The organism is Stenotrophomonas riyadhensis (genome assembly GCF_040256885.1).
GTDB lineage: Bacteria > Pseudomonadota > Gammaproteobacteria > Xanthomonadales > Xanthomonadaceae > Stenotrophomonas > Stenotrophomonas riyadhensis.
Map to the genome: position 1 here is coordinate 3108473 of NZ_CP155568.1, position 14472 is coordinate 3122944.

Here is a 14472-nt window from a genome sequence, read left to right on the forward strand (position 1 = left end):
CATGGCCCGCATCCTGCGACTGATCGTGCTCCTGCTGCTGGCCAGCGTGCCGCCGGCGTTCGCGCAGCAACCCCTGCATCTTGATGCGATCGACAACGGCCTGCTGATCCTCAGCTACCACGACATCCGCGACCAGGTGGCCGCCAAGGGTGATGCCGATACCTATGCGGTGAGCACGCAGAACTTCGCCGCGCACCTGGACTGGCTGGGCGCACATGGCTACCACCCGATATCGCTGTCGCAGCTGATCGAGGCCTCGCAGGGCCGCGCCACGCTGCCGCCCAAGCCGGTGCTGCTTACCTTCGATGATGGCCTGCGCAGTGTCTACGACAAGGCTTTTCCGCTGCTGCAGGCCTATCGCTACCCGGCCCTGGTGGCGGTGATCACCGACTACGTCGACATGGCGCCAGGGCGCACCATCGATTACGGCTACCGCCCGTTCGGGCATGACGACTTCGTCACATGGGCGCAGCTGAAGCAGATGCACGACAGCGGCCTGATCGAAGTGGCCAGCCATACCGATGACCTGCACCACGGCGTGCTCGCCAATCCGCAGGGCAATTCCACGCCGGCGGTGGTCACCCGCATCTACAGTCCGGCCACGCACAGCTACGAAAGCGAGGCGCAGTACGAGCAGCGCCTGCGTGCCGACCTGTCGCGCAGCGTGCAACGCATCCAGCAGCATCTGGGCGTGCGCCCGCGCGCCATCGTCTGGCCATATGCGGCCTACAACCAGCTGAGCAACGACATCGCCGAGCAGCTGGGCATGCCGGTCTCGTTCGACCTGGAGGGCCGCAGCACGCCGGTGGCCAGCGACCTGCATGGACTGGCGCGGTTGCTGGTGAGCGACAACCCGACGGTGGAAGGCCTGGCCTATGAACTTCGCCGTGATGTCGCACTCGACGGTATCCGCGCCCTGCAGATCGATCTGGACGATGTGTATGACCCCGATCCGGCGCAGCAGGCGCGCAATCTCGATGCATTGATCGAGCGGGTCAAGCGCATCGCGCCGACCCACGTCTACCTGCAGGCCTTCGCGGATCCGGACGGCAACAACACTGCCGATGCGCTGTACTTCCCCAACCGCCACATGCCGATGCGGGCGGACCTGTTCAGCCGCGTCGCCTGGCAGCTGAAATCCCGCGCGGGCGTGAAGGTCTACGCGTGGCTGCCCGTGCTCGGCTTCGAGCTGCCCGACCCGGTGCAGCGCCAGGCGTTGGCGATCCACAACGGTGATGCAGATGGCATGTACCGGCTGGACTTCACCAACCCGAAGGCGCGCCAGATCATGCTCGACATCTACGAGGACCTGGCGGTCAACTCGTACTTCGAGGGCCTGCTGTTCCATGACGATGGCTACCTGCGCGACACCGAGTTGCCCAGGCTGGCGGCCGGCGATGGTGGCAGCGCCCGCACGCAGGCATTGATCGACTTCACCCTGGCCCTGCGTGACAGCGCGCAGCGCTGGCGACCGAAGCTGGCCACGGTGCGCAACCTGTATGCTGAGCCGGTACTCCGCCCGCAGAGCGAAGCCTGGTTCGCGCAGCGCCTGGACCTGTTCAACAAGGCCTACGACCAGACCGCACTGATGGCGATGCCGTGGATGGAAGGCAGCAAGCACCCCGAACGCTGGCTCGACCAGTTGCTGGCTGCGGTACGCGCGCACGACCCGCAGCTTCAGCACACGCTGTTCGAGCTGCAGACCGTCGATTGGCGCAGCGGGCAGCCGATTCCCGCCGAGCGCCTGCGTGCGCAGATCCGCCAGCTGCAGGCGCAGGGTGTACACCACTTCGCCTGGTACCCGGACGATTTCATCGCCGACCAGCCCTCCACCCGTGATGCCCGCGCGGCAATGTCCGCCGGCAACTTCCCGTACCCGGAGAAGTGACATGGACATGCATCCGTTGCTGCAGGTCCTGTTCCAGTTCGCCTTCTACTACCCGATGGTGATGGCGTTCTTCTGGATGTCCGGCGGGCTGTATTACTACTTCCGGCGCGAGCGCCACTCTCGACCGCGCAACGATCCGCCGCTGATGGTCGATCCTCCCTTCGCCAGCCTGCTGATTCCCTGCCACAACGAGTCCGCGAACCTCGACGACACGCTCGGCGCGGCACTGGCGCAGCGCTACCCGGCCGACTATGAAGTGATCGCCATTGATGACGGCAGCAGCGATGACACCGGCGCGAGGCTGGATGCGCTCGCTGCGAAGCATCCGCGGCTTCGCGTGCTGCACCTGGACCGCAACCTGGGCAAGGCCAACGCCCTGCGCATGGGCGCACTGGCGGCGCGCTCGGAGTACCTGGTGTGCATTGACGGCGACGCGATGCTGGAAGAACACGCGCTGCACTGGATGATCTGGCATCTGGTCAGCGGCAACCGGGTCGGTGCCGTCACCGGCAACCCCCGCATCCGCAACCGCTCCACCCTGCTCGGTCGCCTGCAGGTGGCCGAGTTTTCCTCGATCATCGGCATGATCAAGCGCGCGCAGCGCGTGTATGGACGCATCTTCACCATCTCCGGGGTGATCGCCGGCTTCCGACGCACCGCCCTGCACCAGGTCGGCTGGTGGTCCGATGACATGGTGACCGAGGACATCGACATCAGCTGGCGCCTGCAGCGCGCGCACTGGGACATCCGCTACGAGCCCAACGCACTGTGCTTCATCCTGATGCCGGAAACCCTGAAGGGACTGTGGCGGCAGCGGCTGCGCTGGGCCCAGGGCGGCGTGGAGGTGATGCTGCGCCATGCGCGCTCGCTGCTGCACTGGAAGGAGCGGCGCATGTGGGGCGTGCTGCTGGAGTACGTGCTGAGCGTGATCTGGGCCTACACCATGCTGTTCATCGTGCTGCTGTGGGCGCTGGGCAAGTTCATCGAGCTGCCGCCACAGCTGCATATCGCCAGCCTGCTGCCGGAGTGGCATGGCGTGATCCTGGCGATGGTCTGCCTGCTGCAGTTCGCCAGCAGCCTGATCATCGACCGGCGTTACGAAACACAGATTGGACGCAACTACTTCTGGGTCATCTGGTACCCGATGGCGTACTGGCTGATCAGCCTTTCCACCACCCTGGTGGCGCTTCCCAAGACCCTGCTGCGTCGTCGCAGCAAGCGCGCCACCTGGACCAGTCCTGATCGGGGTATCCGATGAACGCACAACACCCGTCCAACCGCTTCGACTCGCGGATGATCCGCAAGCCACACCATCAACCGCGCTTCCAGCGCACTGCCTGGGGGTTCGTCACGCTGGCGTTCTGGAGCTTCTACTTCTACCTGTGGGCGCCCTTGGTCACTCTGCTCTCGTGGCTGATCGGCGGCCAGCTGGCCTGGCGGCAGCTGTACGAACGGCAAAGCCAGTTCGATCCCTATGTGCTGGTGGCACTGCCGCTGATGCTGTTATGTGCCAGCGTGCTGCTGATCGGCTGGGCCGAATACAACCGCGCGCGCTTCCGTGGCCACGAGCGACGCCTGCCGCGACCACTGGCCAGCCTCAATGAAGTCGCGGCCGATCTGGGTGCCAGCACCGGCCTTGCCGAGCGCCTGCTGGGCTGCAAGGCCGCCACGCTGCACATGGACGATCATGCGCGGCCGATCGGCATCCGCCGGGAAGTGGTGTAACTCGATTGCCCTGGGTGCCGACCTTGGTCGGCACTTGCTTTGGTAGATGCCGACCTTGGTCGGCGCATGGGCCTGGTGGGTGCCGACCTTGGTCGGTACCGGGGTCTACCGCGAAGAGCATCCACGCATGGCGTGGCTCTACTTGCGGGTCTGCCCTTCGCCGCGCACAACGAAGCGCTCGACGGTGAGTGCCTCCAACCCCATCGGGCCATACGCGTGCAGGCGCGTGGTGGAGATGCCGATCTCGCTGCCCAGGCCCAGCTGGCCGCCGTCGGAGAAACGCGAGGACGCATTGACCATCACCACCGCCGAGCGCAGTGCGTTGACGAAGCGCTCGGCATGGCCGGCGTCTTCGGTGGCGATCACTTCGGTGTGGTCGGAGGTATAGGTGCGGATGTGCGCGATAGCCGCATCGAGGTCGTCGACCACGCGCACCGCCAGCACCAGATCGAGGAACTCGGCGGCATAGTCGTCTTCGGTGGCGGCGGTGCTGCCCGGCAGCAGCGGTTGCGCCAATGCATCGGCGCGCAGCTGCACACCGCGCTCACCCAGCGCCTGCGCCACGCGCGGCAGGAACGATTTGGCCACGTCGTGGTGCACCAGCAGCGTCTCCAGCGAGTTGCAGGCTGCAGGGCGGCTGCATTTGCCATCCACCAGCAGGTCAATGGCCTTGCCGAGGTCGGCACTGGCATCCACGAACAGGTGGCAGACGCCCTTGTAGTGCTTGATCACCGGCACCCGCGCATGCTCGGCAACGAAGCGGATCAGGCCTTCGCCGCCTCGCGGAATCGCCAGATCGATCAGCTCATGCAGCTGCAGCAGTTCCAGCATCGCTTCGCGGCGCAGGTCGGTCAGCACGGTCACCGCCGCCGGCGGTACGCCGTTGGCCTTCAATGCGCCGGACAACGCTTGGGCGATGGCGGTGTTGGAGTGGATCGCCTCGGAGCCTCCGCGCAGGATCACGCCATTGCCGGCCTTCAGGCACAGGGCGGCCGCTTCGGCGGTCACATTCGGGCGGGCTTCGTAGATCATCGCGATCACCCCCAGCGGAACGCGCACCTTCTGCACACGGATGCCGTTTGGACGCACATCGTCGCGGGTGACCTGGCCGACCGGATCGGGCAGCGCAGCGACCTCACGCACGGCTTCGGCCATCGCGAACAGGCGCGCTGGGTCCAACGCAAGGCGATCAAGCATGGCCGTGCCAACGCCCTTGTCGCGCGCGGCGGCGAGGTCACGCGCATTGCCGGCCAGGATCAGCCCGGCATTCACTTCCAATGCCTGTGCCATGGCCTTCAACAGCGTGCGGCGGGCCTCACTGTCGAGGCCGGCAATCACCTGGGCCGCATCACGGCAGGCACGCGCCTGCGCTTCGATTTCGCTCATCGGGGTGTCCTTCAAACCGGTCATGGCAGCACCAGATCGTCGCGATGGACGACACTGCCGCCGTAGTTGTAGCCGAGCACAGACTGGATGTCGCGCGAATGGCGACCGGCGATCCGGCGCACATCATCGGCGGCGTATTGACTGACACCGCGGGCGATGCAGACACGGCCCTGTGGTGCATTCCAGCACACCTGCACCATATCGCCACGCCGGAACGCGCCCTCCGCACCGGTGATGCCCCCGGGCAGCAGCGAGGCGCCCTTCTCGCGCATGGCCTGTGCCGCACCGGCATCGATCACGATCGCGCCTTCGGTCAGCGGTGCATGCCGCAGCCAGTGCTTGCGGGCCGCCTCGCGGCTGCGCGCGGCGTGGATGCGGGTGCCGAACAGGCGGTCCTGCGCCAGTGCACGCACCACGTCGCTGCTGCGGCCGTTGAAAAGGTAGGTCTCGATGCCGAGACGACCCGCCTTGGCCGCCGCCTCAAGCTTGGTGCGCATGCCGCCGGTACCGGCGCGCGAACCTGTGCCGCCGGCCATCGCCAGCACATCGTCACTCAGCTCCGGCACGTCGTGCAACGGCCGCGCATCGGCCACGGTGCGCGGGTCCGCGCTGTACAGTCCGTCGATGTCGGTGGCAATGAACAGCGCATCGGCATCGACCAGCGCAGCCACGGTTGCCGCCAGGTTGTCGTTGTCGCCGAGCTTGAGTTCGTCCACCGACACGGTGTCGTTCTCATTGACCACCGGCAACGCGCCCAGCCGCAGCAACTCATTGAGCGTGGCACGTGCGTTGAGGTAGCGGCGGCGGTTGCGCAGATCGTCATGGGTCAGCAGCACCTGCGCCGCCGGGCGCTCGAAGAAGCGCTGCCAGAGCCCGATCAGCTGGGCCTGACCGAGCGCAGCCAGCGCCTGCCGCGCCGCCATCGCCGCACCGGGCTCATCAGCCCGGGGAAGAATCGCGCGGCCAGCGGCGACCGCGCCCGAGGACACGATCACCACCTCGCGTCCGGCCAGCACATTGGCCGAGACGAACTGTGCCAGGCCCAGTGCGTGGCGTGGCGACAGACCGCCGCCATCGGCCGCCAACAGGCTGCTGCCAACCTTGAGCACCGCACGCCGCCACGGCGGCAGCGCCTGTTCGGGGAACGGCGAGGCGACGGTGGCGGCGTGCAGGGTCATCAGTCAGTGTCTCAGCGGGTGTTCCATTCGTGCACGGTCAGCTCGGAGGCCTGCATCGTCACCAGCGGATCGGTGGCGACGATGGCCTGCGCCTGTTCCAGGCTCTCGACGTTGCACAGCACATAGGCACCACCGCTGCCATCGGCGAAACCGCCGGTCAGCTGCAGCTTGCCTTGTGCCTGCAATGCATCGAGAAAGTCACGGTGCGGCTGCACGGCGGCGGCGTTGAAATCGGGCCGGCGCATGGCCAGCACCAGGTAGACGGTGCCGGCCATCAGGCCAGCGCCTGCCAGCGTGCGCGCAGTTCGTCCAGGCGCAGGTCGGCGGCCGAACCCGGCGACACGCGTGCGGCCAGGCTGCCTTCCGGGGTGCGTCCCTGCCCTGCACTGTCGGCGCCGGCAGCTGCGGCCTTGTAGGCCTCGCGGAACGGCACGCCGGCCACGGCCGCTTCCACGGCCACGTCGGTGGCATACATGCCCGAGTCGATGGCCGCGCGCAGCCGGTCGTCACGCCATTCCAGGTTGGCCAGCAGCGCCGGCAGCAGCTCCAGCGCGGCCAGGCCACGGCCGAAACCGTGGAAGATCGCGCCCTTGGACGACTGCAGGTCACGGTGATAACCGGACGGCAGCGACAGCAGCTGTTCGATCTCGGTGCGTGCAGCGGCGACGCTGGCGTGGGTCGCACGCATCAGTTCGATCACGTCCGGGTTGCGCTTGTTGGGCATGATCGAACTGCCGGTGGTGTACTGCGCCGGCAATGCCACGAAACCGAATTCGGCGCTGGTGAACAGCGACAGATCCCAGGCAATGCGGCGCAGGTCCAGCGTGGCACCGCCGAGGGCTTCCAGTGCGGCCAGCTCGAACTTGCCGCGCGACAGCTGCGCGTAGATCGGCGAAACCTGCATGCGGGCGAAACCGAGCGCGGCCGTGGTGTGCTCACGGTCCAGCGGCAGGTTCACACCGTAGCCGGCAGCCGTGCCAAGCGGGTTGGCGTCGACCAGCGCATGGGTATCCCGGGCACGGATGGCGTTGTCGATGAAGGCCTCGGCCCATCCGGCCCACCACATGCCGGCCGAGGACACCACGGCGCGCTGGATATGGGTGTAGCCGGGAATCGGCAGGTCCTTCTCGGCCTGCGCACGGTCCAGCGCGACCTTGGCAACTTCTGCGCTGAGCTGGGCCACACGCTGCAGCTTCTCCTTCAGCCACAGACGGGTGGCGACCAGGATCTGGTCATTGCGGCTGCGGCCGGTGTGGATCTTGCGGCCGGCATCGCCGAGGCGTTCGGTCAGGCGCGCTTCGATCGCCGAGTGGCCATCTTCGTACTGCGTGTCCAGCACGAAGCGTCCTTCACGGAAGTCCTGCGCCAACACGTCGAGCTCGCGCAGCAGGCCAGCCAGTTCATCGGCGCTGAGGATGCCGATGTGCTGCAGGCCTTGTGCATGGGCGGCGCTGGCGGCGATGTCATGCAGGAAGAACTCGCGGTCGAGGATCACGTCGTCGCCGGCGAGGAAGGTCTGGATCTGGGCGTCGACAGCGACGCCGGGCTTCTGCCAAAGAAGGTCTGCCATGGGGGCTCCGGAATACGTGTTCAGTGCGGGATCGACGTCAGTTCGTCGATGCCCAGCGCGAGGTTGAGGTTCTGCATGGCCTGGGTGGCCGCGCCCTTCAGCAGGTTGTCCAGGGTCGCCACCACCACCACCCGCTTGCCGCCCGGGGCCAGGGTGAAGCCACCGACCTGGGCACCGTGGCGGCCGGCGATGCGGCTGACCCACGGCGCTTCATCCACCACCTCGATCAGCGGTTCGCCCGCATAGGCCTGCTGGAAACGCTCGACGATCTGTTCGCGGGTCTGCACGCGGTTCAGCCACAGGTTGGCGGTGAGCGTGATGCCACGGAAATGCGGCGCGACGTGTGGCATGAATTCAACCGCCACGCCCAGCTGGACCGACACTTCGCGCTCGTGCACGTGGTTGGTCAGCGCATACGGCATCAGGTTGTCGGCCAGCAGTTCGACGTTGTTCTTGTCCGACGGCGTGGTGCCGGCGCCGGAATAGCCGGACACACCGAAGCACTGCGGCGGACCGGCCAGCAGGTCCAGCAGCGGATGCACCGCCAGCTGCATCGCCGTGGCATAGCAGCCCGGGTTGCTGATGTGCTTCTGGCCGTTGTAGCGGCCGCGGGTCAGCTCCGGCAGGCCGTAGTACCAGCTGTTGTCGAAGCGGTAGTCGGCCGACAGGTCGACGATGACGGTGTCCGGCTTCGCCGCGTCCAGTGCGGCCACGAACGGTGCGGCCAGGCCGTTGGGCAGGGCCAGGATCACCGCGTCCACGCCCTTGGCGGCCACGGCGTCGGCGTCCAGGTTCTCGTACTGCAGCTCGCCCTGGAATTCCGGATGGTGGTCGGACAGGCGCTGCCCGGCGCGTTCGCGCGAGGACACGAAGGCCAGCTTCAGCCGCGGGTGTGCGGCCACCAGCTTGATCAGCTCGGCGCCGGTATGGCCACGGGCGCCGACGATGCCCAGGGTGAAAGTCGAATCGTTCATGCGTGGCTGTCCAGGCGGTGCTGCAGGTGGCGCTTCACGCCCTGCCATTCCGTATCGATGATGGAGAAGATGACCGTGTCGCGCGGCGTGCCGTCGGCATGCCGCTTGTGGTTGCGCAGCACGCCGTCCTGCTTGGCGCCGAGGCGGGCGATGGCGGTGCGCGAGGTGAAGTTGAACCAGCTGGTTTCCAGCACCAGGCTGATGCAGCCCATGGTTTCGAAGGCGTGCTGCAGCAGCAACAGCTTGGTTTCGGTGTTGACGCCGGTACGCTGCACGCGCGGTGCATACCAGGTGTAGCCGAGGCTGAGCTTGGGCACGCCGGCATCCAGGTCGTAGAAGCGGGTGGTACCCACGATGTCACCTGCCGCATCGAGGATCACGAACGGCAGCACCTTGCCTTCCACCTGCGCCTGCAGCGCGGCCTGCACATAGTGCTCGACCCGCTCCGGCGAAGGCACCTGGGTGTACCAGAGCTGGTCCAGGCCACTGCCCTCCACGGCGGCGCGCAGGCCAGGCACATGCTCGGACTGCAGCGGTTGCAGTGTCACGTTCTGGCCGCGCAGGGTGGGAATCGTAGTCCAGTGATCGGAATGGTCCATCATTCAGCCCTGCAGGCTCGGTGCGCGCTGGGCGCAGTGGTCGACATAGGTGCTGATCCGGTCGATGCCATCGGCGCCGTACCAGAACACCTTCCAATGGCCCTGCTTGTAGCAGCCATCGGATTCAGCATAGTAGAAATGATTGATCGGGTTGCCATTGCGCGAACGCCAGAACAGCTGCGGCGTTTCATCCCGCATCACGTTCCACACCGCGCGGCCGAGGCCTTCACCCTGTGCATCATCGAGCACGGCGAACTTGTCCAGGTACACGCCCTCGGCTTCGTCGGTGAGGATCACCGCGGTGCGGTAGTTCTCGCTGACATAGGCGCGCAGCAGCTTGGTCTTCTGGAAATAGTCAGGCACCAGCGTGCGGCCGAAGCTGGATTCGATCAGACCCTTCAGCCGCGGCAGGTCCAGCTCGTTCCACGCGGTGGCGCGCAGCACCTTCTCGCCCTTGCGCACCAGCGTGCCCGAGCCCTTGTGGGTGAACAGTTCCTTGGCCAGGTCCGCCGGCCGCGTGATCGACACCGACGATTCCAGCGGCAGGCGGTCGAGCAGATCCTTGATCTGTTCGATCTTCACCTTCATGCCGCCGTGGATCCAAGGCTGCGCGATCAGGTGGTCGTACTCGGTGGACAGGTTGATCGAATCGATCACGCTGCCCTGCTCGTCCAGCAGGCCGCCGGTGCCGGTCAGGAAAATGATCTTGTACGGCTGCAGCTCCTGCACCAGCTCGTTGGCGGCGAAGTCGGCATTGACGTTGAGGATCTGGCCACCGGCGGTTTCGCCCAGGCTGGTGATGACCGGAATCGAACCGGCGCGCAGGCTGGCTTCGATCGGCGCCAGGTTGACCCGCTTCACTTCACCGACCAGGCCGTAGGTGTCCACGTCCAGGTACTCCGCCTCGAACACGCCACCGGTGATCGAGGTGGCACGCGCGCCGTTCTGCTGCAGGGCTTCGACCAGGCGCAGGTTGGACTGCTGGAACACCCGGCGCACGATCGCCAGTGCCTCCGGCGAGGTCACGCGCAGGCCGTTGACGGTCTGCTTTTCGATGCCGGCGGCCGACAGCTCGGCATCCAGCTGCGGGCCGGCGCCGTGCAGCACGATCGGGGTCAGGCCGACTTCCTGCAGGAACGACAGCGAAGAGGTCAGCGCGTCGAGGTCGTCGCGCAGCACCGCGCCGCCGACCTTGACCACGGCAAAGCGCTTGGCGTCCAGCTGCGAGAAGCGCTTGAGGTACTGGCTGATCTCCTTCGCACTGGCCATGCTGGAAAGCAGGCGCACGATGGTCTGGCGGGTCTGGCGGTGGGGCTGGAGGGCAGGAGACATTTCGGTTTCGTCACAGGCGGCGGTCGCCGCGTTGCAGTTCCACCCGGCCAGGGCCGGGCGGCGTTGTGGGGTCGATCAGGCGCCGGCGGCGATGATGCGGTGCACGGCGTCGGTGTAGCGCTGCAGCTGGTCCAGCGTCACGAACTCATCGGCGGTGTGGGCCTGGGCGATGTCGCCCGGGCCGAACACCAGCGTGGTGTAGCCAGCAGCGGAGAACAGCGAGGCTTCGGTCCAGAAGTCCACCGCGTTGCCGATCGGCAGCTCCAGCGCATCGGCCACGTCGCGCGCCAGCAGGCGGCGGTTCTCGGCCTCGGCGATGTCACCGGCCGGCAGGCTGGGGCCACGGAAAGTTTCGGTGAACAGTGCCGCTTCCGGTTCGGCGAAGCCGGCGAAAGTGGCCAGCAATCCATCAATATCCATCGACGGCAGCGGACGGAACCCGAAACGCACTTCGGCGGCCGGCGCGATCATGTTGGCCTTGATCCCACCTTCGACGCGACCGATGTTGAAGCGCAGGCCGGTGAGGCCACCGAAGCGTGCCGAGGCCAGCGATTCCACATGGTCCAATGCGCGGTTGCCCCAGCGCATGGCCTGGTGCAGCGCGCTGGCGGCCGCATCCTGCTTGCCCGAAGCGTGCCCGGCGCGGCCGGCGAACTGCATCAGCACCGAACTGATGCCACGGTGCGCCAGCACCGCTTCGCTCATGGTCGGCTCCGCCACCAGCACCGCTTCATACAGCAGGCCACGGGCCAGGAACGCGGCGATGCAGCGCGGATCGTTGGCTTCCTCATCGCTGGAGAACAGGAACGCGGCATCGCCATCACTGGCATTGGCCGCGGCCACCAGTGCAGCAGCGGCGCCCTTGATGTCACACACGCCCAGGCCGACCACACGGTCGTCCAGGCGCCGCATCACGTGCGGGTCTGCACTCCAGTGCGGCGAATCCGGCACGGTGTCCAGATGCACGTTGAACAGGTACTTCGGCGTGCCGCGCACGGCGTACAGGCTGACCGCACCGGCGCCATGGTCGATCACCTCGACGTTGAAGCCGGGCAGGTTCGCGCGCAGGTAATCGAAGATGCCACCGGTGGTGATCGCACGCGGCGGGTTGCGGGTGTCGAAGGACACCAGGGCCTGCAGGTGATCGAGCGTCTGTTCAAGCATGAATCAACAATCCTGTGGAATTCCGCCGGGCATGGCCCAGCGCTACCGGAGCGCATCTGGAGGAGAGCCCCCTTCTTGTTGAAGGGGGCGCGCCAACGGCGCAGGGTTAAGGTGAAATGCGCGGGCTCGTGCTCAAGTCAACCACGGTTGACTTGAGCAAAGAGCGTCGAGCTCATGCCGAACAGCTTGATGAAGCCCTCAGCCTCCTCCACGCCCCAGTCGGCCGACTGCGCGTAGGTGGCGCCCTTGGTGTTGAGCAGGTGCGGCGACTTCACCGCCACTGCATCGACGCGGCCGCCGCGGGTTTCCAGCACCACTTCGCCATTGACCTTGGCCTGCGAGGACTTCAGGAAGGCCTCGATGTCGGTCTTCAGCGGGTCGTGGTAGAAGCCTTCGTACACCAGCTCCACCCACTTGCGCGCCACGTCCGGCTTGAAGCGGTTCTGCTGCTTGGTCAGCACGGCGTCTTCCAGCGCGCGATGCGCGGCCAGCAGCGAAACCAGGCCCGGGGCCTCGAACACGATGCGACCCTTCAGACCAATCACGGTGTCACCGGTGTAGACGCCGCGGCCAACACCGTAGGGGGCGAACAGCTTGTTGAGCTGGGCCAGAATCTGGTCGCCCGGCAGCGCCTTGCCGTTCAGTTCGACGGCTTCGCCCTCAACGAACTTCAGGGTCACGGTCAGCGCCTGTTCCGGCCACTCGCTGCGCGGTGCGCACCAGCCGCGGGCGCCCTCGCCCGGGGCTTCCCAGCGGTCGATCTCGCCGCCGGACATGGTCAGGCCCAGCAAGTTCTCGTTGATGGTGTAGGCCTGCTGCTTGGCACGCACGCCGAAGCCGCGTTCTTCCAGGTACTTCTGCTCGTAGGCGCGGGTCTGGGTGTGTTCCTTCTGGATCTCGCGGATCGGCGCGATGATCTGGTAGTCGCCCAGCGCCTTCACGGCCAGGTCGAAGCGGACCTGGTCGTTGCCCATGCCGGTGCAGCCGTGGGCGATGATGTTGGTGCCCAGTTCGGCGGCACGCTTCAGCGCGGCATCGACGATCAAGTAGCGGTCGGAGACCAGCAGCGGGTACTGGCCCTGGTAGCCTTCGCCGGCCCACACGAACGGCTTGACGAAGCCTTCCCAGATGGCCGGGCCACCGTTGACGGTGACGTGGCTGGCCACGCCCAGTTCGGCGGCGCGCTTCTCGATGAAATCGCGCTCTTCATCATCCACGCCGCCGGTGTCGGCGAACACGGTGTGCACGTTGTAGCCGCGCTCCTGCAGGTACGGCACGCAGAAGCTGGTATCCAGGCCGCCGGAGAAGGCGAGAACGACGTCTTTGTTGCTCATGGGGATCAGGTCCACTTGGGGGATGGGAATTCGGTAGAGCCGACCGCTGGTCGGCTGAAATGTTGGATGCGCCGCTGCGGGAGCAGCCGACCAACGGTCGGCTCTACCCCTTGTTTGATTCAGCGCCCGGCAACCGCCGCCATGATCGCCTTCTGCACATGCAGGCGGTTCTCGGCCTCGTTGATGGCGATGCACTGCGGCGAATCCATCACCGCATCGGTGGCCTTCACGTTGCGGCGCAGCGGCAGGCAGTGGCTGAACACACCGTTGTTGGTCAGCGCCATCTTCCGCTCGTCCACGATGAAGTGCTTGAACTGGTCGCGGATCGGCTTTTCCGGTTCCCAGTTGCCGAAGAACGGCAGCGCGCCCCAGCTCTTGGCGTAGACCACGTCGGCACCGGCGTAGGCGCTGTCGATGTCATGGCTGATCTTCAGCGAGCCGCCGCTCTCGGCCACGTTCTGCTCGGCCCAGCCCATGTAGCGGTCGTCGAGGATGTAGTCGGCGGTCGGACACAGCAGGGTCACGTCCATGCCCATGCGGGTGGCGATGGTCAGCGCCGAATTGGCGACGGCGGTGTTCAGCGGCTTGGGGTGGTAGGTCCAGGTCAGCACGTACTTCTTGCCACGCAGGTCCTGGGTGCCGAAGTGCTCCTGCAGGGCCATGATGTGGGCCAGCTCCTGGCACGGATGGGTGATGGTCTCCATGTTGATGACCGGCACCGGCGAGTACTTGGCGAAGCTGTTGAGGACGATGTCCTGGCGGTCGTAGGCCCAGTCGATGAACTTGGGGAACGCGCGCACGGCGATGATGTCGCAGTAACGGCCCAGCACCTTGGCCACTTCAGCGATGTGCTCTTCGGTATCGCCGTCCATCACCGTGCCGAGGTTGAACTCGATCGGCCACGCATCCTTGCCCGGCTGCAGCACCACCGCGTGGGCACCCAGCTGGAACGCACCCAGTTCAAAGCTGGTGCGGGTGCGCATGGACGGATTGAAGAACACCAGCGCGATCGACTTGCCCTTGAGCTGGTCGCCGAGCTTGTTGCGCTTGAACAGCGCGGCCTGGGTCAGCAGCGCGTCGAGATCGCTGCGGTTCCAGTCCTGGGTGTTCAGGAAGTGCTTGGGGGACATCATCTTTCCTTGCGTGGCGGCGCCGGGTTCGACGCGATGGAAGGGAAAACAGGAACCAAAGGTGGAATGAAAAGGTTGCAGTTGCAGCTTTCAGAACGCGAAAACGAAAAAACCCAGCCGGCGGGCTGGGTTTTTTTCGGACGAACAGCAAAAAGCTCCGGTTACCCAGCGAGGATGTGGGGTTCCGGTCGA

At 66.2% G+C, this 14472-nt stretch carries 13 protein-coding genes; 3 read left to right on the forward strand and 10 right to left on the reverse strand.

From position 1 onward, the window contains the following. Position 1: 1 nt before the first annotated feature. Genes pgaB through pgaD form a run of 3 tightly spaced genes read left to right on the forward strand, consistent with a single transcriptional unit; the run spans position 2 to position 3613 of the window. A complete protein-coding gene (gene pgaB / locus SriyCCGPB3_RS14535; RefSeq protein ID WP_164161188.1) occupies positions 2-1888 on the forward strand; it encodes a poly-beta-1,6-N-acetyl-D-glucosamine N-deacetylase PgaB in 1887 nt (628 codons plus the stop codon). A 1-nt stretch (position 1889) separates the two neighbouring features. After that, positions 1890-3146: a poly-beta-1,6-N-acetyl-D-glucosamine synthase gene (gene pgaC / locus SriyCCGPB3_RS14540; RefSeq protein WP_110712913.1), complete on the forward strand. Its 1257-nt coding sequence runs from the start codon at positions 1890-1892 to the stop codon at positions 3144-3146. Then, positions 3143-3613: a poly-beta-1,6-N-acetyl-D-glucosamine biosynthesis protein PgaD gene (gene pgaD, locus SriyCCGPB3_RS14545; protein ID WP_164161190.1), complete on the forward strand. Its 471-nt coding sequence runs from the start codon at positions 3143-3145 to the stop codon at positions 3611-3613. Before pgaC ends, pgaD begins: the two co-directional genes overlap by 4 nt. Before the next feature lie 138 nt (positions 3614-3751). Here the strand turns inward: pgaD and SriyCCGPB3_RS14550 are convergent, their stop codons facing one another. The 10 genes from SriyCCGPB3_RS14550 to SriyCCGPB3_RS14595 form a co-directional block, all read right to left on the reverse strand. Then, positions 3752-5023, reverse strand: coding sequence for a glutamate-5-semialdehyde dehydrogenase (locus SriyCCGPB3_RS14550; protein ID WP_153855934.1), 1272 nt, complete (start codon positions 5021-5023; stop codon positions 3752-3754). Beyond that, the gene (gene proB, locus SriyCCGPB3_RS14555) at positions 5020-6177 is read right to left on the reverse strand and encodes a glutamate 5-kinase (RefSeq protein ID WP_350259454.1); all 1158 of its coding nucleotides are present in this window, start codon (positions 6175-6177) and stop codon (positions 5020-5022) included. The genes SriyCCGPB3_RS14550 and proB overlap by 4 nt, the downstream gene beginning before the upstream one ends. Positions 6178-6188: 11 nt before the next feature. Next, entirely contained in the window at positions 6189-6452 is a 264-nt protein-coding gene (locus tag SriyCCGPB3_RS14560) for a YciI family protein (RefSeq protein ID WP_097049329.1), read from the reverse strand. Continuing rightward, complete coding sequence (gene argH / locus SriyCCGPB3_RS14565) at positions 6452-7747, reverse strand: argininosuccinate lyase (protein ID WP_153855931.1); 1296 nt, start codon at positions 7745-7747, stop codon at positions 6452-6454. The genes SriyCCGPB3_RS14560 and argH overlap by 1 nt, the downstream gene beginning before the upstream one ends. A gap of 20 nt (positions 7748-7767) precedes the next feature. Beyond that, on the reverse strand, positions 7768-8721 hold the full coding sequence (gene argC / locus SriyCCGPB3_RS14570) for an N-acetyl-gamma-glutamyl-phosphate reductase (RefSeq protein ID WP_153855930.1): 954 nt from the start codon (positions 8719-8721) through the stop codon (positions 7768-7770). After that, positions 8718-9320, reverse strand: a complete 603-nt coding sequence (locus SriyCCGPB3_RS14575) for a GNAT family N-acetyltransferase (protein WP_350259455.1) — start codon at positions 9318-9320, stop codon at positions 8718-8720. Before SriyCCGPB3_RS14575 ends, argC begins: the two co-directional genes overlap by 4 nt. Positions 9321-9323: 3 nt before the next feature. Then, positions 9324-10652, reverse strand: a complete 1329-nt coding sequence (locus tag SriyCCGPB3_RS14580) for an acetylglutamate kinase (RefSeq protein ID WP_032129401.1) — start codon at positions 10650-10652, stop codon at positions 9324-9326. A gap of 75 nt (positions 10653-10727) precedes the next feature. Beyond that, positions 10728-11816, reverse strand: a complete 1089-nt coding sequence (locus tag SriyCCGPB3_RS14585; protein WP_350259456.1) for an acetylornithine deacetylase — start codon at positions 11814-11816, stop codon at positions 10728-10730. Positions 11817-11953: 137 nt separating this feature from the next. Further along, entirely contained in the window at positions 11954-13150 is a 1197-nt protein-coding gene (locus tag SriyCCGPB3_RS14590; protein WP_180846224.1) for an argininosuccinate synthase, read from the reverse strand. Between the two features lie 119 nt (positions 13151-13269). Then, positions 13270-14280, reverse strand: a complete 1011-nt coding sequence (locus SriyCCGPB3_RS14595; protein ID WP_350259457.1) for an N-acetylornithine carbamoyltransferase — start codon at positions 14278-14280, stop codon at positions 13270-13272. Positions 14281-14472: the final 192 nt, after the last annotated feature.

Bases quoted from the DNA above. Each gene is read 5' to 3' on its own strand.
- pgaD (WP_164161190.1), top strand. From the start codon at position 3,143: ATGAACGCACAACACCCGTCCAACCGCTTCGACTCGCGGATGATCCGC.
- SriyCCGPB3_RS14590 (WP_180846224.1), bottom strand. From the start codon at position 13,150: ATGAGCAACAAAGACGTCGTTCTCGCCTTCTCCGGCGGCCTGGATACC.
- SriyCCGPB3_RS14595 (WP_350259457.1), bottom strand. From the start codon at position 14,280: ATGTCCCCCAAGCACTTCCTGAACACCCAGGACTGGAACCGCAGCGAT.
- pgaB (WP_164161188.1), top strand. From the start codon at position 2: ATGGCCCGCATCCTGCGACTGATCGTGCTCCTGCTGCTGGCCAGCGTG.
- SriyCCGPB3_RS14550 (WP_153855934.1), bottom strand. From the start codon at position 5,023: ATGACCGGTTTGAAGGACACCCCGATGAGCGAAATCGAAGCGCAGGCG.
- argH (WP_153855931.1), bottom strand. From the start codon at position 7,747: ATGGCAGACCTTCTTTGGCAGAAGCCCGGCGTCGCTGTCGACGCCCAG.
- SriyCCGPB3_RS14575 (WP_350259455.1), bottom strand. From the start codon at position 9,320: ATGGACCATTCCGATCACTGGACTACGATTCCCACCCTGCGCGGCCAG.
- pgaC (WP_110712913.1), top strand. From the start codon at position 1,890: ATGGACATGCATCCGTTGCTGCAGGTCCTGTTCCAGTTCGCCTTCTAC.
- SriyCCGPB3_RS14585 (WP_350259456.1), bottom strand. From the start codon at position 11,816: ATGCTTGAACAGACGCTCGATCACCTGCAGGCCCTGGTGTCCTTCGAC.
- SriyCCGPB3_RS14560 (WP_097049329.1), bottom strand. From the start codon at position 6,452: ATGGCCGGCACCGTCTACCTGGTGCTGGCCATGCGCCGGCCCGATTTC.
- SriyCCGPB3_RS14580 (WP_032129401.1), bottom strand. From the start codon at position 10,652: ATGTCTCCTGCCCTCCAGCCCCACCGCCAGACCCGCCAGACCATCGTG.
- argC (WP_153855930.1), bottom strand. From the start codon at position 8,721: ATGAACGATTCGACTTTCACCCTGGGCATCGTCGGCGCCCGTGGCCAT.
- proB (WP_350259454.1), bottom strand. From the start codon at position 6,177: ATGACCCTGCACGCCGCCACCGTCGCCTCGCCGTTCCCCGAACAGGCG.